Source organism: Microbulbifer variabilis (assembly GCF_056232115.1).
This window is the reverse complement of record NZ_CP174325.1, coordinates 869,927-892,712: the sequence shown is the minus strand read 5'-3', so window position 1 is coordinate 892,712 and position 22,786 is coordinate 869,927. Positions and strand designations below refer to the sequence as shown.

The 22,786-nt window shown below is 47.6% G+C and carries 22 protein-coding genes; 10 read left to right on the top strand and 12 right to left on the bottom strand.

The genetic code is table 11. The annotated features are described in order from the left end of the window. Positions 1-189 precede the first annotated feature (189 nt). From ACJJI7_RS03855 to ACJJI7_RS03840, 4 genes are all read left to right on the top strand, one after another. Complete coding sequence (locus tag ACJJI7_RS03855; RefSeq protein WP_020414459.1) at positions 190-2,433, top strand: heavy metal translocating P-type ATPase; 2,244 nt, start codon at positions 190-192, stop codon at positions 2,431-2,433. Next, on the top strand, positions 2,433-2,801 hold the full coding sequence (locus tag ACJJI7_RS03850; RefSeq protein WP_020414460.1) for a cupredoxin domain-containing protein: 369 nt from the start codon (positions 2,433-2,435) through the stop codon (positions 2,799-2,801). The genes ACJJI7_RS03855 and ACJJI7_RS03850 overlap by 1 nt, the downstream gene beginning before the upstream one ends. A gap of 199 nt (positions 2,802-3,000) precedes the next feature. Next, positions 3,001-3,858 (top strand): DUF417 family protein, encoded by an 858-nt coding sequence (locus ACJJI7_RS03845; protein ID WP_444902607.1) that lies wholly within the window; start codon positions 3,001-3,003, stop codon positions 3,856-3,858. Positions 3,859-4,709: 851 nt separating this feature from the next. Continuing rightward, positions 4,710-6,218, top strand: coding sequence for a multicopper oxidase family protein (locus tag ACJJI7_RS03840; RefSeq protein WP_157533603.1), 1,509 nt, complete (start codon positions 4,710-4,712; stop codon positions 6,216-6,218). 274 nt (positions 6,219-6,492) lie between these two features. On the opposite strand, the gene ACJJI7_RS03835 is transcribed toward ACJJI7_RS03840, so the two are convergent. From ACJJI7_RS03835 to ACJJI7_RS03820, 4 genes are all read right to left on the bottom strand, one after another. Then, on the bottom strand, positions 6,493-7,023 hold the full coding sequence (locus ACJJI7_RS03835) for an ester cyclase (protein WP_444902608.1): 531 nt from the start codon (positions 7,021-7,023) through the stop codon (positions 6,493-6,495). 49 nt (positions 7,024-7,072) lie between these two features. Next, positions 7,073-7,321: a DUF6868 family protein gene (locus ACJJI7_RS03830; protein WP_020414464.1), complete on the bottom strand. Its 249-nt coding sequence runs from the start codon at positions 7,319-7,321 to the stop codon at positions 7,073-7,075. Positions 7,322-7,417: 96 nt separating this feature from the next. Next, positions 7,418-7,828 (bottom strand): GNAT family N-acetyltransferase, encoded by a 411-nt coding sequence (locus ACJJI7_RS03825; protein WP_475717109.1) that lies wholly within the window; start codon positions 7,826-7,828, stop codon positions 7,418-7,420. Between the two features lie 439 nt (positions 7,829-8,267). Then, entirely contained in the window at positions 8,268-8,879 is a 612-nt protein-coding gene (locus ACJJI7_RS03820; protein WP_020414466.1) for a TetR/AcrR family transcriptional regulator, read from the bottom strand. 177 nt (positions 8,880-9,056) lie between these two features. On the opposite strand from ACJJI7_RS03820, the gene ACJJI7_RS03815 reads away from it, so the two are divergent. Both ACJJI7_RS03815 and ACJJI7_RS03810 read left to right on the top strand, forming a co-directional pair. After that, on the top strand, positions 9,057-10,094 hold the full coding sequence (locus ACJJI7_RS03815; RefSeq protein ID WP_444902610.1) for an MBL fold metallo-hydrolase: 1,038 nt from the start codon (positions 9,057-9,059) through the stop codon (positions 10,092-10,094). Positions 10,095-10,136: 42 nt separating this feature from the next. Beyond that, positions 10,137-10,931 carry an SDR family NAD(P)-dependent oxidoreductase gene (locus ACJJI7_RS03810; protein ID WP_444902611.1) on the top strand — a complete coding sequence of 265 codons (795 nt, stop codon included), beginning with the start codon at positions 10,137-10,139 and terminating at the stop codon, positions 10,929-10,931. 401 nt (positions 10,932-11,332) lie between these two features. Here the strand turns inward: ACJJI7_RS03810 and ACJJI7_RS03805 are convergent, their stop codons facing one another. The 6 genes from ACJJI7_RS03805 to ACJJI7_RS03780 form a co-directional block, all read right to left on the bottom strand. Continuing rightward, a complete protein-coding gene (locus tag ACJJI7_RS03805; protein WP_245556714.1) occupies positions 11,333-12,235 on the bottom strand; it encodes a copper resistance protein B in 903 nt (300 codons plus the stop codon). 298 nt (positions 12,236-12,533) lie between these two features. After that, positions 12,534-13,328, bottom strand: a complete 795-nt coding sequence (locus ACJJI7_RS03800) for a copper resistance protein B (protein WP_020414470.1) — start codon at positions 13,326-13,328, stop codon at positions 12,534-12,536. Continuing rightward, a complete protein-coding gene (locus ACJJI7_RS03795; RefSeq protein ID WP_444900939.1) occupies positions 13,325-15,073 on the bottom strand; it encodes a copper resistance system multicopper oxidase in 1,749 nt (582 codons plus the stop codon). Before ACJJI7_RS03795 ends, ACJJI7_RS03800 begins: the two co-directional genes overlap by 4 nt. Before the next feature lie 9 nt (positions 15,074-15,082). After that, a complete protein-coding gene (locus ACJJI7_RS03790; RefSeq protein WP_020414472.1) occupies positions 15,083-15,571 on the bottom strand; it encodes a DUF411 domain-containing protein in 489 nt (162 codons plus the stop codon). 625 nt (positions 15,572-16,196) lie between these two features. Continuing rightward, on the bottom strand, positions 16,197-16,994 hold the full coding sequence (locus ACJJI7_RS03785) for an oxygen-binding di-iron domain-containing protein (RefSeq protein ID WP_020414475.1): 798 nt from the start codon (positions 16,992-16,994) through the stop codon (positions 16,197-16,199). 13 nt (positions 16,995-17,007) lie between these two features. After that, entirely contained in the window at positions 17,008-17,451 is a 444-nt protein-coding gene (locus ACJJI7_RS03780; protein WP_020414476.1) for a pseudoazurin, read from the bottom strand. A gap of 262 nt (positions 17,452-17,713) precedes the next feature. Between ACJJI7_RS03780 and radA the strand changes: the two genes are divergently transcribed. Then, a complete protein-coding gene (radA, locus tag ACJJI7_RS03775; RefSeq protein WP_282952392.1) occupies positions 17,714-19,108 on the top strand; it encodes a DNA repair protein RadA in 1,395 nt (464 codons plus the stop codon). A gap of 130 nt (positions 19,109-19,238) precedes the next feature. Here radA and ACJJI7_RS03770 read toward each other — a convergent pair whose 3' ends face one another. Then, positions 19,239-20,339, bottom strand: coding sequence for a YHYH protein (locus ACJJI7_RS03770; RefSeq protein ID WP_282952393.1), 1,101 nt, complete (start codon positions 20,337-20,339; stop codon positions 19,239-19,241). Between the two features lie 45 nt (positions 20,340-20,384). Next, positions 20,385-20,636: a hypothetical protein gene (locus tag ACJJI7_RS03765; protein WP_282952394.1), complete on the bottom strand. Its 252-nt coding sequence runs from the start codon at positions 20,634-20,636 to the stop codon at positions 20,385-20,387. 197 nt (positions 20,637-20,833) lie between these two features. On the opposite strand from ACJJI7_RS03765, the gene ACJJI7_RS03760 reads away from it, so the two are divergent. Genes ACJJI7_RS03760 through cobO form a run of 3 tightly spaced genes read left to right on the top strand, consistent with a single transcriptional unit; the run spans position 20,834 to position 22,758 of the window. After that, positions 20,834-21,259, top strand: coding sequence for a hypothetical protein (locus ACJJI7_RS03760; RefSeq protein ID WP_282952395.1), 426 nt, complete (start codon positions 20,834-20,836; stop codon positions 21,257-21,259). 36 nt (positions 21,260-21,295) lie between these two features. Beyond that, complete coding sequence (locus ACJJI7_RS03755; protein WP_353375636.1) at positions 21,296-22,087, top strand: alpha/beta fold hydrolase; 792 nt, start codon at positions 21,296-21,298, stop codon at positions 22,085-22,087. Positions 22,088-22,143: 56 nt separating this feature from the next. Continuing rightward, a complete protein-coding gene (cobO, locus tag ACJJI7_RS03750; RefSeq protein WP_026305216.1) occupies positions 22,144-22,758 on the top strand; it encodes a cob(I)yrinic acid a,c-diamide adenosyltransferase in 615 nt (204 codons plus the stop codon). Positions 22,759-22,786 lie beyond the last annotated feature (28 nt).

The window sequence follows — 22,786 nt, the reverse complement described above, 5'->3', positions numbered from 1 at the left end:
ACCCCGGAGAAGGGCTTGCGCGGCCTTTGCACTCGCCTTGTGCGTAGCTCCAAGTCTTTGAGCAAAACACTAAGCTGAAGATTGGCGGCCGAACCCTATAAAAGAAGGGATTGCTGGCGCAAACTGTTGCCTTACCCTAGCGGGAAGGTTGTAACTTTGTCGCCAGAAACGGTTTTGAGGGAGAGCAATATGGCCAAGAAGCAGCATTCAGCACAAATGGTGTTCCGCCTCAGCGGCGTGAGTTGCGCCGGCTGTGTAAACAAGATCGAAGGTGCGGTACGGCAAGCTGGTGGTGTAGAGGATGCCAGGGTAAATCTTGCTGACAAAACCCTTATCGTTCACGGCAAAGCAGAACCTCAGACTTGTATTGAGGCGGTGCGTTCCGCGGGCTATGACGCCGAGATAGCAAAGAGCAGTGAGCGTGATCAGCGCGCCGAGCAAAGAGCCCACGAACAGCAACATTATCGCCAGCTGTTGTGGCGCTCAGCCTTCGCCTTGGGGGTGGGCGTACCGCTGATGGCCTGGGGTCTGATTACCGATAAAGTATCTGTGAACACCCTCAATGAGCAGCTCGCTTGGGGTGCAACAGGACTGATTACCCTGGCAGTGCTGGTTTTCTGCGGCGGTCATTTCTTTAGTGGGGCCTGGAAGGCGCTGCGCCACCACGGTGCCACTATGGATACCTTGGTTGCATTGGGTACTGGTACAGCTTGGCTTTTCTCGATGATGGTGGTGCTGGTTCCCCATCTGTTGCCAGAATCTGCTCGCCATGTGTACTTTGAGGCCAGTGCCATGATTATTGGCCTGATCAGCCTGGGACAGGCCCTGGAAGTGCGGGCCCGTGGGCGCACCAGTGCCGCGGTGGAAAAGTTGCTGGAACTACAAGATGTATCGGCTCGTGTTTTGCGAGATGGTAAAGAGGTAGATCTCCCGATAGAGCAGGTACAGGAAGGTGACCAGCTGCGTGTGCGTCCGGGGGAGAAAATTCCTGTGGATGGCCGGGTTCTCGAGGGCAAAAGCTTGGTGGATGAGTCTATGCTCACCGGTGAGCCGGTCCCGGTAAAAAAAGACGAAGGGGATAGCCTGACAGCAGGTACTCTCAATAAAAACGGTAGCCTGCTGTTTCTTGCGGAAAAAGTCGGAGCCGATACACGCCTTGCGCAGATTATTGAAATGGTGAAAAACGCCCAGGGGTCGCGGGTACCCATCGCACGCCTGGCCGATAGAATTTCTGCGATTTTTGTACCGGTGGTTATGATTATTGCTGTTGTTGCGGCTCTCATCTGGTTTAACTTCGGCCCAGAGCCCCAAGCTGCCCATATGCTGGTGGTGCTTACTTCGGTATTGATCATAGCCTGCCCCTGTGCTTTGGGGCTCGCTACTCCGCTATCCGTAATGGTGGGAGTGGGGAAGGGCGCTGAAAATGGAGTGCTGGTACGCAATGGTAAAGCTTTGCAACAGTCCTGTAATCTGGACGTCCTGGTTGTTGATAAAACAGGTACCCTTACGGAAGGCTCACCACGCCTTACCGATATCGAATGCAATGGTGACAGTGATGAATTACTGCAACTGCTCGCGAGTCTGGAGCAGGGCTCTGAGCACCCTCTGGCTGAAGCTATAGTCAGCGCGGCCCAAGAAAAAGAACTGCAGCTGCAGTCTCCCAGTGATTTCCACGCAATAACTGCCCACGGTGTGACAGGGATTATTTCTGGCAAGAAGGTGCTGCTCGGTAACAGCAAACTAATGCACAAAGAAAATATACCCCTGGCTTCCTGGCGGAGCCGAGCTGATACCTTGGCTGAGGCCGGGCGTACAGTAATGTACGCCGCAGTGGACGGAGAGCTGCAAGGCATAATTGCTGTAGCTGACCCTATTCGTGATGATGCTCAAGCAGCCATAGAGCGCCTGAGCAAGCTGGGACTAAGAATCGAGATGCTGACTGGTGATAACAAAGGGAGTGCAGAGGCAGTCGCCAAAAAGCTGCAGATCGATAGAGTTCATGCAGATCTTTTACCGGAGGATAAAGAGCGCATTGTCGCCGAGCTACAAGAAGGTGGTGAACGTGTGGGCATGGTAGGTGATGGAATCAATGATGCGCCGGCGCTGGCTCGTGCAGATGTGGGTTTTGCTATTGGAGCAGGTACCGATGTTGCAATTGAGAGTGCAGATGTCACTCTGATGCGCTCATCGTTACACGGCGTTGCCAACGCTGTAGAGCTATCCCGTGCGACCCTCCGCAATATCAAGCAGAACCTGTTTGGTGCCTTTATCTATAACACACTGGGCATTCCTATCGCCGCGGGGGTTTTATACCCAATAACTGGAATGCTACTAAGCCCGATTGTGGCGGGAGCTGCAATGGCATTTTCCTCGCTAACTGTTGTTAGTAATGCAAATCGCCTGCGCTTTTTCAAACCTTCGGAGGTGCGCTAATGGGAGCGATACTCGTTAATCTGGTGGGATTGCTGCTCATTGTTGGCATTGTCTGGTGGTTTTGGCTAGGACCAAAGCGCAAAGCCAACAAAGCCATGCCCACCGCAGATAAGTTGCAAATACTGGTCAAAGATGGGGTATATGAGCCAGATCATATTCGCCTTCCGGCGGGCCGAGCTGCAACCTTGCACTTTCTTCGCGAAGATCCGAGTCCCTGCTCGGAGTGGGTGTTATTTCCAGACTTGGAAGTCAGCGCTGAGCTTACTCTGCACAGGGATACTCCGGTTATATTGCCGGCAGCAAACCCTGGGGAATATCCATTTACCTGTCAGATGCAGATGTACCGAGGCACCCTGATTCTGGAGTAGGCTCAGTTGTGACTAAGCCTGGCTGCTAAGTCAAAGTGAAAGACGTTGGAGTTGTAATAATTCCCGAAGTCGTGACGACAACTGTAAGTAAGTTCCTTCAAAGCATCTGCCATCAGGCTGCTCCTGCTGGCAAGGCATAAGGAATGGGAGATTGCCGTAAGGCGGCTCCTTGAAAGTTTAATTACTTCCAGGTCATTGAATGATGAATATTTGTTTGCGGAAACTACCATTTGCCCTCCTGGCTATTTCCTTCGCATTGCTCGCAGCCGCGCTTTTCTCCGGTCAGCAGGGGGGGCTGGGATCCATCATGGCATTTTATGGTTTCGAAGGAGGCGCGGGACTTTCACGAATTGCCACCGCTGTTGCGATAATCTTCACCATAGCTGCCCTACTCTCTGTGCTATCTATCTTTATAGAAAAATTTATCCTGCCTTTGGCGCTCTTGATCATCGCACTATCCATAGTGCCCCTGCTGAGCCTTTTTGGCAGCACACACTGGATTGATGCACTTGGCGGTTTTCCTGCTATAGGTTCTGGGCAGGGAGTCATAAAATATTTTTCCCTGATCATAATAGGGCTGACCTGGCTCAGCTATAAATCTGCACCTTCAAGGAAATATATATGGCTGAATTTTCTACCAGTTGGCCTGGTTCTATTGTGGATTGGAGGAATGAAATTCACCGCTATAGAGGCCCAAGGTATCGAAGGGCTGGTGAATAGTTCCCCATTGATGTCCTGGTTGTATAACTTTTTCAGTGTCCAGCAAGCATCCAATATTATTGGCGTTTATGATCTGCTTGCCTTGGTTATATTGGCTATAGGTATTCATGTTAGGGCACTCTTCTGGCCTGGAGTATTACTTTGTGGGGCTGTTTTTGTTACTACCCAAACGTTCCTGCTTAGTTATCCCGGGAGCTGGGAAAAACCGTGGGTTCTAGCATCCAGTGGAATTTTTATCATTAAAGACCTTTGGTTTATTGCGAATTTGATCATTATGATCAGTTTCAGGCACCAGATATGTCAAAGTAATCAAGCTGTAGAAACATCAAAGGAATAGTAATTTGATGAAATTAATGTTTACTTTTACAGCGCCGTAAAATTCAAAGATGGAACCTGGTCGCAAGGATGCAGAGCCAATAATGTAGTAAGCAGATATTCTCAAATTAAGTAGCCAGGGGAAATTTTTCTAGGTTTCTTAGCCGAATAAAATCTCAACAATTCATTTATGCCTATCTTTTAACTGAAATAATCAGCCTTGGAGTTTGGTTCTGAAAGTAAAATTTATAAGTATTATGAATAGATTCTGTTGTTTTGTTCGCAAAGGTAATCAAGACTTCGGTATGCTTGGTCTTTCTCTATTCAGATTAAAAGATTTTTTATCCAAGGCTATTTTTCTTTAGATGACCACCTATTGGTTACTTAAATCTCAGTTGTTGTTGCTGATGATTGAGGATCGAATGAAGCTAATCCCTAACTCTCGATACTGTTCTCACTGGAGCCGTATGGCGCGCCGGTATGAACCGGATAGAGGTCGTAATTGGGATATGCCTAAGATAAATTGTAAGTTTTGGAGAAAGGCTCCTTGATGGGGATTTTTTATACTCGTAATTAGATCGGCTAAAGCGTAGATTACTTCTCTTACCTGTTTCATTCCAGGCTTATATAGATGTCATTCTTTGATAGACACTCAGTGGCCTACACTGAACTCTATACTTGGATAAGTTGATCCCAGGTTGGGATACTATATAGAGAACTTTTTTCCAGAAGTTATAACCAAGAGAGCGGTTATATCGGTGATGCTAGTGTATTAATATTTTCTATGCCTTTAAAAGGATTTGAGGCGATACCGTGAATAATCGAAAGAATATCTCTTTCTTAGAGCCGCTGGTAAACCCACCGGTATATTCGATGAGTAAGGCAGATAGGAATCTACGTGTTGAATTGGATGTTCAGTACGAAGAGAACAATGTCTTCAGTTTTTACAAAAAAAATGAAACTCCTGTCTGGACACGCGTATTTTCATCTTCAATCACCCGGGAAGCTGGGTTTACCCTTACTGGGCCGACCATTGAAATACGCCCCGGTAGCCATCTGACAATTCAAACCAATAACAAGCTGCCACCTGAAGAGGAAGAGGGTGATTCCGGAATGATCAATTTTCCTCATGAATTCAATACTTATAACCTGCATACACACGGACTTCACGTTTCCCCAGAGTCTCCAGGTGATAATGTTTGTATGAAAATTCCGCCGGGTGAAAATTTCACCTATGAATATGATATTCCAAAAAATCACCCGCCCGGCCTCTACTGGTATCACCCTCATAAACACGGCTCTGTCGCGATACAAGTCGGAAGTGGTATGGCTGGTGCCTTAATTGTACGTGACGATTTTGATGATGAACTGGAGGCGATGGGTGTTAAGGAATATGTATTGGTATTTCAAAATATTGCGGTAGATGAAAAAGGAAGAGTGGAGGACCAACATCAGGTTGCCAAGTTCCCCGACAGTGAATACTGCATTACTGTGAATGGTCAATATTGCCCAGTGATACATGCGACGGTGGGAGAGTTACTGAACTTGCGTCTCCTCAATGCAACCACTCGCACGTCAATAGACATAGACTGCCCTTGGTTCGCGCAGATGTACATTTACGGCTTTGATGGGAATCCCACAGAAGACTACCGCCTGCAGGATGGCGTAAGTTTGGGTCCCGCGAATCGCGCTTCCTTGTTTCTCAAAATTAGTGAGGCTGCAACGCCCGGTGCGCATTTCTATGTATATAATAACGCCATTGAATTTCAGCAGATGCCGCACTACAAGTACCACAATAATAGCCCGTTGTTTGTTATCGCGATTGAGCAGGGTGAGGAGATTGGTACTGCTATTTACGCTCCCAGCAAGCCTCCGTCAAGGTGTGCTCCACCTCCATTTCCTGAGAGTTTTAAGGTTGATCTTTTAAAGCCTATTACAGATGATGAGATCACTAATACACGGCGATTGACCTTGCAGGCCAATACGCTGGATGATCCGGATAAATATTTCCGTGGTCTAAATGTAAGTATTGATCATGCGCCATTTGGTGGTTGTGATGTGGTAAACCACTATGTTGAGTTAGATGCGATAGAGGAGTGGACTCTGGTCAATGAGAGTGAGTTTCCTCACCCGATACATATTCATGTCAATCCTTACTATGTTATTGAAGTGGTAGGTGAAGACCCGATGCACCATACACTGAAGCTGCCATTCTGGTGCGATACTTTCCAGGTGCCTCCACATGGATATGTAAAATTTCGAACCCGTTTTAAAGACTTTACGGGTAAATACCCTTTACACTGCCACCTGCTATATCATGAAGATGGCGGTATGATGCAGCATGTGAGAGTTGTAAAGGACCTCTCAGAAGTAAAGAAATAAAATTTTCTAAGCCAGAGGGTGCGAGATTCTTAGCCTTAGGTAGTGTTATTTATGACTCTATTTCATTAATGAACAAAATCTACCGCAGAATTTACCAGTAAATTGGGGGGTACATTTTATGATTTTAAAATAGCTCTCTATATAAAATAAATAATATCTAAAAGAATATTAAGATAAAAATATAGGCTAGGCTCAATGCTCAACTAATACACCTGGAAAATTTAGATAAGCAACATCTATAACATGAAATGAATGGGTCGCAAATACTGATTTTTTAGGAGCCATTAAAAAAAGGATCCGGCAAGGCTGGATTTCTGATTTTTGCTACGGCATCTGCGCCAACAACCGGAAGACCTTCTGGGTTTAATAGGCCAAGCTGGACCAGAACACTTGCCTGGTCCCACAGAATATGCTCGTAAGCTACCTTGTCATTTTCAACGCCCACAATAACAATAAATATTACTTCAACTCGCCTTCCGGTTGGTTCAATTCCCGGTAGCATGTGGTCCATCTTTATAGTATGAGTGAATGATATGATCAACTCATCGACGAGTCGCTCTTCGCTGTATGTTCTAGAAATAGTTTCGAAAGTAACATCGGGTGGAAAAAACTGCCCTATAAGATGTTTGGAGTAAAATGTACGGATGCTCTGAGGGCCTTGACCACCTAGCATGGTTGGTATATTTACGATATGAGGATTGGGCGCCATAGTGGACAGGGTTCCATCGAGATCGCCGGCAAGTTCAGCCTGTACATGCTTGTCGAATATCGCGTCAAGTTTTGACTTTAGATCTGTGGTAGGCATTTTATTGGTTCTTGAGGTTTAAATGAAATTTGGCAGTTTGTTTGGATAATTACTGACCCATAATTTTCAGAGCGATATATGGCGCCACGATAAATACCAGTGTCACGATTTTGTAAATACTCAGGAAGTCAAAGTACTTGGAGTTCAACTCCCCAGCCTTTAATCTAAATAGCTTACTATGAATAGAAGATAACCACTTATTCATAAAAGAAATAACTATTGTTGCCAGGAGAAGGTAGGCAATATTGATTATTGATGCCCAGCCAAGTAATTCTGTTAACTGTGGAAGTGTAATCATAGCATCGTCCTTGTCATTGCTTCATTTTTTTCGTATTGGTGCAATAAATAGAAGCTATCCGAAGTGAGGCTCAAAAAAGGTAGACAGTAGGGTGGCTTATTGTGCTTTATTACTCATTAGATATTCAATATGTCCCGTATGTTTATCTAGTTGTTCCTTTATTGGTAGGAAACCTTGAGAGAGATAAAAATGATAACTGGGTGTATTTTCTTTATAGACGGAGAGTGTCAGATGAGACCGTTGAGACTTTGCATGAGACAGAAGTTGCTTTCCTATACCTTGACCCTGGACGTGTGGATAAACAAAGATTGCAGCCAATGAACTACCATTGAGGGAATAAAACCCAGCTACTTTTCTGTCTCTCTCAAAGACATAGGTATCTGAGTTTGGGATATAGATATCGCGCATATCTTCCAGCTGTGATTCCCAGAACTCAGAAGAGATAAATCTGTGTGAATTGATCGAGGCTGTTAACCAAATATCTAAAATGATGTCCAAGTCACTCAATTTGTACTCTCTGATCATATATGTCTATTCCCTTTGTTCGTAGCAACTTTATATCGAATACATAGGCCGTATCTAAGTTTATTAATCTAGTAGTGGGTGGAGTAGGCGGCCTTATCTAGGTGAAATGCTAATACATTTTTCCCATTATGAATTTTAGGGGCTTCTAGATTTATTTCATGAAAAGGCTGATTTTAACTATTGATATCAATATCTTATCTTCCCGTTGTTCTTAACGAAATAATTCTCATAATCAATTTATATCTCGGGAAACTTCCAGTGCCACATTTATATTGAAGCGGGTTTCTGCCATAGCGCCTGCTCTTGCTTCAATAGCGAGAAACTAAGCCACTAAAATTTTTACGATTAGTGGGTTAGATAATTTCTATAGGCGGACCCAGGAGGAGCTAAGTGCTTTCATTGATATTTAACACTATACCTTTTAAGCTCGATAATGACTCAAAAACATAGCTGTAGTGCGCTCGGCCAGAGCTTCTTGCTCAGTAGGGGTCGGTTGGCCAGAAAGCTGGAGCAGCTGTGGCCAAAAGCAACTTCCCTTTATCAAATTGTGTATCTGGCCGCTGGCGATCTCTAGATCCAGCTGCCTCAAACGGCCATCGGCTAAAGCAGATTTTATCCAGCGCTGTACGCCGGTTTCATTCGCTTTGAACTTTTCCATCTCTTTGCGCAGGGCTTCCGGTTGGTGGAAGAAGTAGTCGAAAGCCATTCGGTTCAATTCAATATACTGGGGGTTGCAGATGGTTTTAATCTCCAACTCGAGCAGGGCGCGCAACTGTGTATGGAGGTCGCTGTTCGGATTGTATTCGCAGCCAGGGGGTTGGGTTGCCTGCTGCCAGAGTTCGCCAATCAAAAACATAACCAGCGCTTCCTTGCTGGCAAAGTGATTGTATACAGTGCGCTTGGATACTTGAGCACGGGCTGCCAATTCATCCATGCTGGTACCCTGAACACCGAGTTCCTGAAAAGCTTGTTTAGCGGCATCAATAATGGCCTGGCGCTTCAGCTCACTTCTGGTTGGCTTCTTTTCGTTCATATGACTCTCGGTACTTCTGATTGCACTAGGAAATCCGCCTGGCGGTGAATCTTACTTCACAATTAATTTTACACTAATTAGTTTACTTTTGTATCTGTCGGCAATAAACTGCACTGTATAGTTTACTTGGTGGTATCTATGAAAAAACACTGGTGGTTATTATTAGGAGTGGTAGGTATGTCCGTTGGTCTGTTTAACAGCTGTGCTACTCAGCCGAATAAGTTTCAAAACTCAGAAGTCGACTATAAAGCCGGGATGGGTAAGGTTGTTGAGATTATCGGTGCCTACATTCGCGCAGAGAGGGCTGCGCCGTTACCGAAAGCGCCCCTTCCTCTGCAGCCGATTACAAAGGAAGTACTTACCAGTAACGAGAATCAGCCTACAGTCTATCGTTTGGGACACTCATCAGTACTGATCCGTCTCGATGGAGAATACGTGCTCACTGACCCGGTATTCAGTGAGCGAGCCTCACCAGTGCAGTGGATGGGACCGAAGCGTTTTCACCCGCTACCTCTGTCTCTGCAGGACTTACCAGCACTAAAAGCCGTAATAATAAGCCACGATCACTACGATCATCTGGATAAAGCCAGCGTGCGTATCCTGGATGAGAGAGTAGAACGATTTCTTGTTCCCACGGGGGTTGGCAATTATTTGCGGGACTGGGGGGTTGCATCAGACAAGATTACCGAGCTTGACTGGTGGCAGTCATATGCTGTTGGCAGCTTGCAATTTACTGCAACTCCGGCTCAACATTTTTCCGGACGCGGCCTTACTGACCGTGATAAGACTCTGTGGGCCAGCTGGGTGATTGCCGGGCGCGATGCCCGAATTTTCTTTAGCGGTGATAGCGGCTATTTCAGTGGTTTTCGGGAGATAGGTGAACGCTTGGGCCCGTTTGATCTGACCTTGATTGAAACTGGTGCCTACAACGATCTGTGGAGTGAAATTCACATGATGCCGGAAGAGAGTGTGCAGGCTCACCTGGATCTGCGTGGTCGCGCTATGGTGCCCATCCATAACAGCACTTTTGATCTTGCCCTGCATGATTGGTTTGAACCTCTAGAGCGAGCGCTAGCTGCTGCAGAATCCCATGGGGCGGCGATCCTGACCCCCATTATTGGTGCCCCGGTTGATGTGCGTATGCCGGCTCCGACTCTTCCCTGGTGGAGGAAGTTTATTGCAGAAGGACAGGTTGAATTGGTTGTGCAACCATGATTATGGCAATTCAGTTGAATTTCTTACAAGGGGAACATACAGATGGATAAAAAAGTTGTATTGATAACCGGCGCCTCCTCTGGTATCGGCGAAGCCTTTGCTTATGAATGTGCAAAGAAAGGCGCGAACCTCATTTTAGTTTCCCGTAACTATAGGGCTTTATCGGAGGTAGCCAGGAAGATTGAAGGGAGATATTCAGTTAAAGTGGATATTATTGAAATTGATTTAAGCGTGGAAGGTGCCGCACAGAAACTATATATCGAAACCCAATCGCGGGGATTGGCAATAGATATCTTAGTCAACAATGCAGGATTCGGTAAATGGGGGAATTTCCAAGACTTTGACTTGAAGACATACAGAAGTTTACTTCAGCTTAATATTAATACCTTAACTGAGCTATGCTATTTATACCTTCCTGAAATGAAGTCAAGAAATACAGGGGGGATTATCAATGTGGCTTCCAGTGCAGCTTTAATGCCAGTACCCTATGCCGGGGTTTATTCTGCATCTAAAAGTTATGTGTTAAATTTCTCAGAAGCTCTACATAATGAACTGCTTGGAACGGGAGTCACTGTTACCTGCCTCTGCCCCAGTGGAACCAAGACAAATTTTGCTGAGGTGGCAAATAATAAGGTAAGCGTTGATGAAAATTTATATGAAACCGCTGAGCACGTTGCTCTGGTTGGAATCAATGGATTCTTGGCAAAGAAAAGTTATGTGCTTTCGGGTAAGCAAAAGTGGACGCTTGTTTTACTTCCTAGACTATTGAGCCGAGCGATGTTGTTGAAGTTATCGGGCAGAGTGTTTAAAGGTATTGTAAATAACAAAAAGGCTTAGCTTTTAAGGATTATTTTGATAGTGGTATTATAGGTTTTTTGGGTTTCCAGCAATTGATGACTTTCGTTGCTTGGAAGCAAATCGCGCGCAGGTTAGAGACGCGTAATTTCCCTTGCCTTAAACTGCCAAAGAAAAAATTCAATGGCGAAAATCACTGAAGAGTTCCCGCGGTAGGATACAGCATCGGCGTTAGAGAAATATTTAAGGTAGATTAGAGCGTCAATTGACTGTCTGTATTCTGGTCTATTGATTTCCTTTGGGTACCCTTAAAAGTTCTTCTTACTCGCAACTTAGTGTGGGGCGGTTTGAGTTGATGCTGGGATATTCGTGAGGATGAGATTTTAGAGGGCTTATTGGTTTAGTGTAGATACTAGGCATTCGGAGAATAGTACTCTTCGGCCTTATAGCCAAGCCCTAAATCCAAGAACCCATACAGTATCGTATACCATTTCTCCTTCTTCGCGTTCAAAGTCAGCCGTATTACCGGTATTTCGATATTGATGAATGCCAATATAGGGGGAAAACTTGGGGTGAATTTCATAACGTAAGCGCACGCCGATTTCTATTTCGGATAGACCAGAACCACCGTCCACACTCGCATCATTTTGCCCAAAGAAATCTAGCTCAGCACGTGGTACTAAGCTCACTTTTTCTGAAATTTTGAACGTATACTCCCCTTCTATACGAAGGGCTGTGCTACCACTTCTACCAAAGAAAAGTACAGCATCCATTTCGAAAGAGTAGGGCGTTTCGCCAATAACTCCAATGGCAAACCAGTTACGGCTGGTGTTCTCTAACTGAAAATCATGGCGTATTCCGGTAAGAACATTCCAGTTGGCAGAAACTGAGCGGCTATAAACTCCCCATAATTCATTTTCATCAGTTTCTCCATTGGTGCGTTCATAATCAACCTCTATTGATATCTTACTTTCATCTGTGCCATAGCTGAAGTCACCTTCGATGGTGGCTCCGTTATTGCCTTGTAATTCGAATTGGTCAAGACTGAGCTTGGCTATCGGCTTGTCTTCTCTTATGTTCGTATCATTCAGTGTGGAGCGGTACTGGATAGAGTGATGTAAATCTCCTTGAGACTGTCCTTTGGCAGGCTGCATTCCTATTAGTAATAAAAAAATAATTACTGGTGTTATTGGTGCTTTATGTGAAAGAGGTTGTCTTATATCTTGGCAGGACTTCCATATGAGGGTCAGATATCTAGTTAAATCTACGGTGGTGAGTGCAAAAAAATCTTTGCAAAGGTGTGATGAAGGAATATGGCACTGAGCTGTAGGATTGAAGTGCGACACCTTTAGCCCTTTTTAACCTCATTTTGTCTGATATGGAATTTTCGTTTATCCACCGCAAAAGATATTTATGACGCTGATAATTTACAGATTTTAGGTTTGTAAATTGTAGGGAATTAATAATGATTATAAGTATATTGCCTGTCTAAACTCTCGATTTTACTGAGGTCTGTCTGTTAATCCACTATGAGTAAGAAAATGTCGTGTATTTAAACTACCATGATGAATTATTTAGAATGTCTATTGAATTTTCTCGACGAACAGTAGTTTGTTGTGAAAGAAATTATTGGTAGGGTGGGGATTAAAACCAAGCACGAATACCGATAACCCACACGGTAGTATATACTTTTTCTCCTTCTTCACGGGCAAAGTCCGCTGCATTGCCCACTTCTCGCTCATGATGAACCCCAACATAAGGGGAAAACTTGGGATGAATCTCATAGAGAAGGCGCAAACCTAATTCTGCTTGAGATAATCCCGTACCACTACCGGCGATTTCGTCATTTTGACCGAAAAAATTCAGTTCTAGGCGCGGAATCAGAGTGACTTTCTCTGCGAGTTTGGCCTCATATTCCGCTTCCAGACGGAAAGCTGTGCTGCCACTTTTCCCAAGAAATAACACCGCATCCATTTCTAATGAGTAAGGTGTTTCTCCGATTAAACCAACCGCCAGCCAGTTACGGCTGGTACTCTCTCTCTGGAGGTCGTGACGTATGCCGGAGAGGAAATTCCAGTTTTTGGAAATAGCGCGGCTGTAGACCAGCCATCGCTCATTTTTTTCTGTTTCACCTCCTCCCCGCTCGAAATCGATTTCCAGCACCAGCTTATTAATGTCGCCTCCATAACTGAAATCCCCTTCAATTGCTGCGCCATTTTGGCCGCGCCGCTCGAACTGGTCGAAACTGAACTTGGCTGTAGGTTTATCTTCTTCCCCAGCGATGCCATTACCTTCTCCAACGGTAGTTTCGTTGGAGCGAGACTGGATGCTGTGGTGCAGATCTTCCTGATTTTGGGCTAAAGCTGCTTGAAAACTCGGCTCGGAGCATAGGGCAATGAGGGCTGTTGTTGTGGCTTTTATTATTGTGTGGTGGTTCATACCACACGGACCTCACGGAAAATGCCGTGAGCGCGATAGAGCATTTGGCAGTGTAATGCCCAGCGCCCTCGGGTATCGGCATTTACCAGAAAACTGATTTTGGCGCCGGGCTGCACTATCACCGTGTGCTTGCGTGGCAGGTACTCTCCATCGCCGGTTTCCAGCTCACTCCATAAACCATGCAGGTGCATGGGCTGGGTGAGCAGAGTGTCGTTTACCAGAGTGATACGAATGCGCTCGCCATAGGTTAATAGTATCGGTGTGGCATTCCTATATTTAACGCCATCAACTGACCATAGATAACGTGCTGGATTACCGGTGAGGTGTAACTGCAGTTCCCGCTGCGGTTCGCGTTGGCCTAACGATGGAGTGAGGCTGCGAAGATCCGCGTAACAAAGTACGCGGCGGTTGTAGCGCTGCTGATGTTTACGCAGTCCCACGCCGGGATCATACACTCCATTTTTTGGAGTGAGCGCGCGCAGGGCTACGCCATGACCTTTTTCTGTTGGTTGGTGAATGATAGAGCTATTGCTTCCCTGGCCGGCGGGGGCCAGTTTGCCACTGCGTTCTTCAGCGGAAGGCTGTCTGCCGGCGGCTTTAGCGCCACTGGCAGGAGTGAATCCCAGATCGCGCTCATCAAGTATTGGGATTGGGTCCATGGAGGGAACTTCGGCAGTGAATTTCTGATTTGGCGTTAAAGTGCCGCGAGCGAAACCACCGCGGTCTATCGCTTGGGCAAACAGAGTGTAGGCTCTGTCCTCTTTAGGCCTAACGACCACATCGTAGGTTTCCCCGGTGCCTAGGCGGAACTCATCTACCCGCAGAGGCTGAATATTCTGGCCATCGGCACTGACCACTGTCATATCCAAGCCAGGAATGCGCAGGTCGAAGATTGTCATGGCTGAGGCGTTGATAAAACGTAGCCGTACTTTTTCTCCGGGGGCAAATAGGGCAGTCCAATTGTCCTCCGGGGTTTGTCCATTGATCAGGTAGCTGTAGGTATCGCTGGTGATATCAGATACGTCCCGATCAGATATGCCAGCGAAGTTCCATGGATGACGTTCGCGCCAGGTTTGCTCTATACCTTTTGCGCGTACATCTCGCCAAAGATCTGTGGTGGTGCGGCGGCGGTGGCGGTTGTAATAGTGGCCATCTTTCTTCAGGTTAGAGTAAATCCGCTGGGGGGAATCGTCGCTCCAATCGGAAAGCAACACCACATAGTCCCGGTCATAGGCCACCGGGTCTTCGTCAATTGGATCAATGACGATGGCTCCATAGAGTCCTTGTTGCCTCTGGAAGCTGGAGTGGCTGTGGTACCAGTAAGTGCCGCTTTGTTTTACCTTGAAACGATAGCGAAAGTTTTCCCCAGGCCTAACTCCAGAAAAATTGAGCCCCGGCACTCCATTCATATTGCTCGGTACTCTGATACCGTGCCAGTGAATCGAAGTATCCTTGGGTAACTGATTGAACACATTCAGGGTGACAGTTTGCCCTTCACGCCAGTGCAGAACTGGGCCGGGAACTGAACCGTTAACTGAAATAGCGTTGCGTCGTTGGCCGGTGAAGTTGACCGGTCTTTGGCCCACTTTCAGGGAGAAATGCTCGCCACTTAGTATCGTGGGTGGAGGCACCCTCGTTCTGGCGGAGAGGGGAAGACTAGATAAGCCTAATAGAGCTGCGCCGGCGGTAAGGCCGGTCACAAAGGTGCGGCGCGAGATCGCACCACACCATGGGGGGTTTGTCATCGACAGCCCTCAGAACTGTTCTCCGGCAGAGTTAATCGCGGCATAAACCACGCTGCTGCCATCTTTGTTTATTTGCATTACCTGGTAGGGGGTAAAGCGATCGCCTACCTCCATGCCAGGACTTCCCAGGGGCATACCGGGAACTGCCAGCCCCAGGGCATTTTTCGGTGGATTCTCCAAAAATTGGTGAATCATTTTGGCTGGCACATGCCCTTCGAAAACATAGCCTTCCTTGGACACACTGGTGTGGCAAGACTGGTAGCGGGGTTCAATTCCATGCTGCTTTTTGACGCTGTTAAGGTCATCGACATCTTTCGCTACCACATCGAAGCCAGTTTCCCGAGCGTGATCAACCCAGACTTTGCAGCAACCGCAAGTGGCTGACTTGTAGGTGGTCAGGCTGGGGCTTTGTGCCGGTGATTCAATAGACTCGGCACAGGCGCTCAATGCCATGGGGATAAAGATAGAGGCTATAGCAGCCAGGAAAGTTCGGTACATGGAGAGTCTCCTTGTTTTCAAAATTGATTACGCGTCATGTGAAAAATGCACGGGGCTCTGGGCACGCGGAGATCTGTTCGCGCGTGAAAAATTTCCTGGTGGATTGTCTGGGTCAGGAGAGCCCTGTGGTGCCTGTTGCAATTCAGGAGTGAATAGGAGGTCGCAACTCAGTATCTGGCTCTGGAGGGACGTTGAAACGGAAATAGACTGTATTACACGAGCTCTGCGTAATAAAAATGGGCTTGCTATCAGAAGGGGCAGCGAGGTTATTGCCAAGCCCAGGACAGCAGCCGCACTCAATACTGCAATTGCCGGCGTGCTCATTGCTACAGTCGTCAGGCTTCTCTGAGGAACAGTGACTCTGTTCGTTGGAATCAGCGCTCATTAAGGCCGATGCTACCTCACCACGCTCAATACAAGGTACCGCCGAAGCCAAGCCGGCAAAGGCAAGGAGCAGTATCAGTAGCAGTGAGCGTAAAAATCCGGGGTTCATGGCTTCGGCCTGAATAAGTACAGGGACGCAGTGTATGAGCTGACACTTAGGGGCGCAATAGTGACCGGGGTGTTGGTTAATGAGGTGAAACACTGGTGGCGTTGCAGGCGCCACCAGTCAATATCTCTGGGTTCAGGACTTGCCGAGGGGCAGGCGGAAATCTTGATGGCGCAATAGATCTGGGCCGCACTCCAGCTTCTCCAGCCAACCTAGGAATCGGTTTTTGGTTTCGTCCGAGGAGAAATAGCCGCCGTGCTGAGGCACGATCATAGACGGGTTTAATTCACGCACCATCTTGGCCCAAAGCCGGCAGGCCCAATTGCCTCCCATATAGCGCTGGTGAAAACCTTCCATTGATGGGATATGTGTGTCGAAATCTAACACCTCTCCCTCTTCGCCACCGAGGGAGGCACCAATATCTCCGGAAAACAGGATACGGCTAACCGGATCATAGAAGCTGAAATTGCCACATGAATGCAGAAAGTGAGCGGGCAGGGCCCAGATTTCACTATCGGCAAAAGGCAGTACTTCGCCTTTATCATTGAGCGGTACTATGCGGTCCTGCCATTTCTCACTGCCCGCCCGAGAGGCTACGAAGCCAGATACTAAATGTGGCAAGAAGCGCGACCAAAGTTTTGATACTGCCACCTTACAGCGGGAATGCAGCATCCAGCGCGGCAACGAGGCGATAATATCCGGATCCTGGTGTGAGGCCAGAATGTATTCAAGATCGCTCAGGTTAAGGTGGCGGCTGAGCTCGATAGTCAGGGGTGTATAGGTTAGATCGCCGCCGGGATCAATGAGCGCTCCCTTGGTACCGCGGCGAATTACAAACTGGTTGGCCTGAACGCCGTCGCTGCCATTCTGCTCATTGACCAGATCGCAGAAACGCGCAACCAGGTGGTGGCCTTTTTCAAATAGGATGTCCACGCCGCGGCTCTCCTTATTTCACCAAGCCGAGGTACTGTTGCAGTCGCTCCTTATTTACAGCAATACGATCATTCATCCCTTCGGCGTGTTTCTTGGCCTCCTCAAGGTTGCCGGCTTCGCCGACCTGAATTACCCCAACCATACCCAGTGGTAGATGTGGGTCACACTGGTATAGGTAAACACCCTCTTTGTTCAGGGTTACAGTCACTTTTTCCCCCATAGTGCCGTTCCAGGAAGCGCCCTCTGCTGGGGAAAATACGGAGCGGGTGTTGTGGGCCATATCAGTGGGAAGAAAAGTTACTGTGTCGCCCAAGGCAACGCTTAGGAAGGCTGGTTCAAAAGTCATCATGCCATCCTTGCCCTGGTTCAACATTTTAACTTCGTGGTCTGCTGCCAGGGCGGAGGTCGAGGCCAAGGCGAGCGCTAGAATTGCGCCGCGAAGAGAAATAGACGACATGCTTACTTCCTGTTTGGTGATTGGTCAGTGTGATTGAATGCCTCCCCATTAGTGGGTACAGGCAGCGGCGGATATTATCTCGGTGGAGACCCAGGGAATTGATCTAGATCAATCGCGTAGACGGCGTAGATTAAGGAAGTAAGTGCCATTGCGTTGGACCGATACAGGTGAGTCATTTATGTCTGCTCAGCGCTGCCCGTTGTTCCCTGATAAGGGGTAAACTGTACGCCAAATTATTCGGGCAACTGTTCGGGAGATAACCTTGGCCGCAAAACGCAAAACTGCCTATGTATGTAATGAATGTGGTGCGGACTACACCAAATGGGCAGGGCAGTGCAGTGCCTGTGGTACTTGGAATAGCCTTTCAGAGGTACGGCTTGGGCCTGAACATAAGGACAGCCGTGCAGCCAATTTTACCGATGCGCAGAGCGGCTATGCCGGCACTGCTGGTGCTGGCAAGGTGCAAAAGCTCTCGGAAATTGACCTGAGCGAATTACCGCGAATTCCCACTTCCGCCTCTGAGTTAGATCGTGTGCTGGGCGGGGGTCTGGTGCCGGGCTCGGTGGTGCTGATTGGTGGACACCCCGGAGCCGGTAAATCCACGGTACTACTACAAACTCTGTGTCATTTGGCTATCTCCATGCCAGCGTTGTATATCACCGGGGAGGAGTCCTTACAGCAGGTGGCTATGCGGGCCAAGCGCCTGAGCTTGCCTACAGACTCCCTGCAACTACTTAGCGAAACTGATGTAGAGCGCATCTGCCTGGCGGCCAGGGAGGTGAATCCGCAAGTGATGGTGGTGGACTCCATCCAGGTCATGCATATGAGCGATGTACAGTCCGCACCAGGCTCGGTAGCTCAGGTACGGGAGAGTGCAGCCTACCTGACCCGCTACGCCAAGCAAACCGGCACGGCACTGATTCTTGTGGGCCACGTCACGAAAGATGGCAGCCTCGCCGGCCCCAAAGTACTGGAGCATATTATCGATTGCTCCATTTTACTTGAAGGTACTCACGACTCCCGTTTCCGCACTTTGCGCGCGCACAAAAATCGATTTGGTGCGGTCAATGAGCTGGGGGTGTTCGCTATGACCGAACAGGGTCTTAAAGAAGTCTCCAACCCCTCCGCTATTTTTTTGCAGCGCGCAGAGGAAATCGCCGCGGGTTCGGTGGTAACTTCTGTTTGGGAGGGTACTCGCCCACTTTTGGTGGAGTTGCAGGCGTTAGTGGATGACAGCAGTTTGGGTAATCCGCGCCGTGTGGCAGTGGGGCTCGACCAAAACCGTTTGAACATGTTGTTGGCGGTGCTGCACCGACATGGTGGTGTATTGGTGGGCGACCAGGACGTATTTATCAATGTGGTAGGTGGGGTTAAGGTCATGGAAACCAGTGCTGATCTGACTTTGTTATTGGCTGTGGTTTCCAGTTTCCGTAACCGCGTTCTGCCCCGAGATTTGGTGGTGTTCGGTGAAGTGGGCCTGTCTGGTGAGATTCGACCTGTGCCTTCAGGCCAGGAGCGTTTGCGTGAAGCGGCCAAGCACGGTTTCCGCAAGGCGATAGTGCCCGCCGCAAACCGCTTAAAAAATGATATCGAGGGGATGGAAATGCACTCGGTAAAAACTCTGGCGGAAGCCCTTTCCGTTATAGATATGAGCTGAAACTGCTAAATTTTTTCAGCAAATCATTGTAATTTGTTGTTTGAGGAGAAACTGCTGTTGATTCAACTGTTACCCGGTTAGCGATCGCCTTTAAACGTATTGTTTAAATAAATTGGCAGGTTTGGTTGAGTCAGCCGAATCTCCTTCCCGCTCCTCTGTCGCGGGGTGTTCTCTGTGGGCCCCGGCGAAAATCTTCTGAAGGCGTACCCTTGTAGCAGCGCGGAATAATTGGCCATTCTTCAGTGAGGAAGTAGGCGTAGGTGCCCTCGGGAAAGTTGGGGGAGCGCACGAAACGGCCGTTGCACTCATCAAGGGAGCCTGAGCCTTCCACATACTCGTAGTCAGCTATGAAAGTACCATCATAGTAACCGCCTGGCTGATTGCTGCCAGCAGGACGCTGCCCAGCTTTCACTTGATAACTGGACCGCATTTTTGCGACACCGGATTCACTATTTTGGCCATCTTGAAAACCGTACAAGGCATAAATTGGGAAGCCATCTGCAGCCCAACCAATTAGCGGTGAGTGGTGCTCAGAGGTTACTTGCAAGCGTGCCAGAAGTCCGGTCGGCAGGCCGTGGTAGTGGTAGGCTCCGCTAGGCTGCACATGCGCAAAGTTATCATCCACACCTAAGAGGACTGCACCTGATAACGCTTCATATCGCCAAGGGCCACGATTACCCAGATACCATTCTGCTGCACTTGGATCAAAAGGCACACCGTTAATGCCGATGCCGAAATTCTGCAGTGTGACGGGTGTGACTTGTGCTGCCACTTTGGGGGTGGCTGGAATTCTGTATTTATAGCGCTGGGCTTCAATTCTGTGTGGATTACCTGCGTTGGGAAAAGCGCCTGTTTTATGTGTTGAGATACCATTGGCTTCAATCACTCTCCAGGGGCCCTGCACAGACACCGTCACCACACTGGAGGCGATAGGCGTACGATTTGCAGGAACAGTGCTTTGCAACCCATCTGACTGTATTGCTAGGTGTTTGCGAGTGGGAGGTCTGCCTGCAATACGGTCTTTGGAGGGGGCCTGGGCAATATTCAATCTCTCCGGTAGGCAGATGAGTGTCTGGGACTCTGTTAAGTTAAAACACTGGCCAATACTATGCCCGACAGCACAACTGGCACCGGGAGTGAGGCTATGGCAGGCTTCAGTTGATGTTTCTGGTAAATGACCTAGAGCAGTCGGGGCAACAAAGACAAGAGTTAGTAATAACCACTTTTTCATACGACAACCTAAAACTGCACGGCCCCTGACAGATCGGAAAATTTATTAGGAATCCGCTTCTTTGTCCCTGCGCGGTCTGTGGCCCTCCATTTTTGCCGGTACGCAGACCAGTTGCTCTTCCTTGGGAGGGATACGGCAAGTGCCTTCCAATGTACCTCGTGGAGTTTCAACGGTGCAGGAATCCCCTTCCGACATTTCATTACATGCATCAAAGGCCTCCTGAGGCGGTTTGCGAGGTTGTGCCGTTGCTGTAGAGGCGATGGCTAGCATAGCGATGGGAATCAGAATTTTATTCACAGTGCTCTCCTTTTTGGATTCGACTGAGTGGATTGTTGCTATCAGTATTTCATAACTGGTGTGGAGCCTTATCTTGGGAAGGAGGCTTTTTTCACTAACCGATGAGAGCCAACATAGTTCAGGAATGCGCAAGGAATGTGGAATTTATGTAAAGAAATGTGGAAGTAAGCAAGGGCGCTGGTACCAGGTAGAGCTTCATGTTTAACCGCGTGTTTGACCGGTCTGTTCATTATGGTCGGACTGTCGCGCTATCATACTTGCTGTTGCTTTGTTACCCAGTAGTGGATGTTTCACTTTATTTGGGTAAAGGAGGCTCGTTAATATTTTTGAAACAGAATCCAGTCTGTCTTTATAGTGGCCAGCCATTTCACGTCGCAGTAAAAGTGGAAAGTCTCACATCGGCTTCATTACCGATTCTGGTGTGTATATGGTGGAGAGCAGGTAAATTTATAAAAAATGAGGTGAAGTGGTTTATAGCTGCTATTTCAGGCCTTTCTTCCTTTTCACCCGGAAAAGGTGCCATTTCCCTATTTATTGGGATTAAGGTGAATCTCTTTGTCACTCACTTTCTGCTGCTGAACTATACCTTTGTAGTTATTCTTACTACAGCTATCTGGTATTGATGGTGGAACTGTATGTCGGTATTTAGCCAGGATGGCGTGAGCCTGTACTTTGAGCTTCGCGGGAATGGTCCTCGCCTGGTATTCCATCCCGGTACTCTCAGTGATCTCAGAGTACATCCGACTGTATTTGATTCTCCATTGGCACGACATTTTGAAATACTGAGTTTTGATCCACGAGGAATTGGGCAATCCAATTCTCCCGATGCCTCTCCTACGATGTTTGACTATGCCCAGGATCTCAAGCGTTTAATGGAGCATATAGGTTGGCAGGATGCACTGTTTATTGGCGAATCTTTTGGTGGAATGGTATTGCAGGAGTTTGCGCTTCTCTATCCACAAGCTGTGCAGAGACTCGTTTTGATAGTCACCAGTTCTGGGGGGCCGGGAGGAGCTTCATTTCCTCTCCATAAATATGATATCGAAGCAATGAACGTCGAGGAAAAAGTTAACTTTTTCATCTCGGCTGGAGATAGCCGTATGCCGAGTTCCAATAATGAACAAATAGAAACGGCGCTCTACACACCTCTGCGGAATTACTACAAGCAAGTTTGTGAGATCTCTATAAATAAGCCGGAAGGGGCTTTATGCCGTTCTCGACAGCTCCAGGCAAGAAAGGGACATGATACCTTTGAACGCTTGCCTGAGCTCAGGGTTGGGACACTTATTTGTGGTGGTCGCTATGACAGAATCGCTCCTTTTGAAAACCAGAAGGCTTTATTCCAGCAAATAAATGAATCTCGCCTGGGAATTTTTGAAGGTGGGCATCATGTACTATGGCAGGACACTTTGATTTGGGGTGTCATTTTGAGTTTTCTTAAGTTGACTTAAATATTGCTATCAATTTGTTTACATAGTTATGTGCCTAAATATTTATTGGTTTTTTTATGAGCTCTAAATTTCAGGATGAAAGTAGACAATACAAGGAGCGTATGCGGAATCGCAAGCAGATCGTTGATGAGACGGTATCTAGAGCGCAGGATGAGCGTGGAACTGTAATTTTATATACTGGTGATGGTAAAGGTAAAACCACAGCAGCTATGGGGTTGGTAACAAGGGCTCTGGGTTATGCTTTCTCTACGGTGGTCATACAGTTTATAAAAGGTACTTGGGAGTGCGGGGAGAAGAATTTATTGATGGGATCTTCCCGCCCTTTGCAGTGGTACCAGATGGGTACGGACTTTACCTGGGAAACCCAGAACTTTGATGCAGATAAGGCCGCAGCACAAGCGCTATGGGAGAAGGGGTTGATGGCCATGCGTGATGAAAGCGTGTACTTGGTTGTTTTGGATGAATTGACCTATGCATTAAATTTTCACTGGCTGGATAAGGCTGAAGTATTGGCAGCTATACGGGATCGCCCCAAGGAACAGTCAGTTATTATTACCGGCCGTGGTGCTAAACAATATTTGAGGGATATTGCGGATACCGTTAGTGAAATGCGCGCGGAAAAGCATGCCTTTGCTAGTGGTCTCGCAGCACGTAAAGGTATTGAGTGGTAATGAAGCAACTGCAGGCATAGGCCTAAAC

Bases quoted from the DNA above. Each gene is read 5' to 3' on its own strand.
- ACJJI7_RS03855 (WP_020414459.1), top strand. From the start codon at position 190: ATGGCCAAGAAGCAGCATTCAGCACAAATGGTGTTCCGCCTCAGCGGC.
- ACJJI7_RS03850 (WP_020414460.1), top strand. From the start codon at position 2,433: ATGGGAGCGATACTCGTTAATCTGGTGGGATTGCTGCTCATTGTTGGC.
- ACJJI7_RS03845 (WP_444902607.1), top strand. From the start codon at position 3,001: ATGATGAATATTTGTTTGCGGAAACTACCATTTGCCCTCCTGGCTATT.
- ACJJI7_RS03840 (WP_157533603.1), top strand. From the start codon at position 4,710: ATGAGTAAGGCAGATAGGAATCTACGTGTTGAATTGGATGTTCAGTAC.
- ACJJI7_RS03835 (WP_444902608.1), bottom strand. From the start codon at position 7,023: ATGCCTACCACAGATCTAAAGTCAAAACTTGACGCGATATTCGACAAG.
- ACJJI7_RS03830 (WP_020414464.1), bottom strand. From the start codon at position 7,321: ATGATTACACTTCCACAGTTAACAGAATTACTTGGCTGGGCATCAATA.
- ACJJI7_RS03820 (WP_020414466.1), bottom strand. From the start codon at position 8,879: ATGAACGAAAAGAAGCCAACCAGAAGTGAGCTGAAGCGCCAGGCCATT.
- ACJJI7_RS03815 (WP_444902610.1), top strand. From the start codon at position 9,057: ATGTCCGTTGGTCTGTTTAACAGCTGTGCTACTCAGCCGAATAAGTTT.
- ACJJI7_RS03810 (WP_444902611.1), top strand. From the start codon at position 10,137: ATGGATAAAAAAGTTGTATTGATAACCGGCGCCTCCTCTGGTATCGGC.
- ACJJI7_RS03800 (WP_020414470.1), bottom strand. From the start codon at position 13,328: ATGAACCACCACACAATAATAAAAGCCACAACAACAGCCCTCATTGCC.
- ACJJI7_RS03795 (WP_444900939.1), bottom strand. From the start codon at position 15,073: ATGACAAACCCCCCATGGTGTGGTGCGATCTCGCGCCGCACCTTTGTG.
- ACJJI7_RS03790 (WP_020414472.1), bottom strand. From the start codon at position 15,571: ATGTACCGAACTTTCCTGGCTGCTATAGCCTCTATCTTTATCCCCATG.
- ACJJI7_RS03780 (WP_020414476.1), bottom strand. From the start codon at position 17,451: ATGTCGTCTATTTCTCTTCGCGGCGCAATTCTAGCGCTCGCCTTGGCC.
- ACJJI7_RS03770 (WP_282952393.1), bottom strand. From the start codon at position 20,339: ATGAAAAAGTGGTTATTACTAACTCTTGTCTTTGTTGCCCCGACTGCT.
- ACJJI7_RS03760 (WP_282952395.1), top strand. From the start codon at position 20,834: ATGTTTAACCGCGTGTTTGACCGGTCTGTTCATTATGGTCGGACTGTC.
- cobO (WP_026305216.1), top strand. From the start codon at position 22,144: ATGAGCTCTAAATTTCAGGATGAAAGTAGACAATACAAGGAGCGTATG.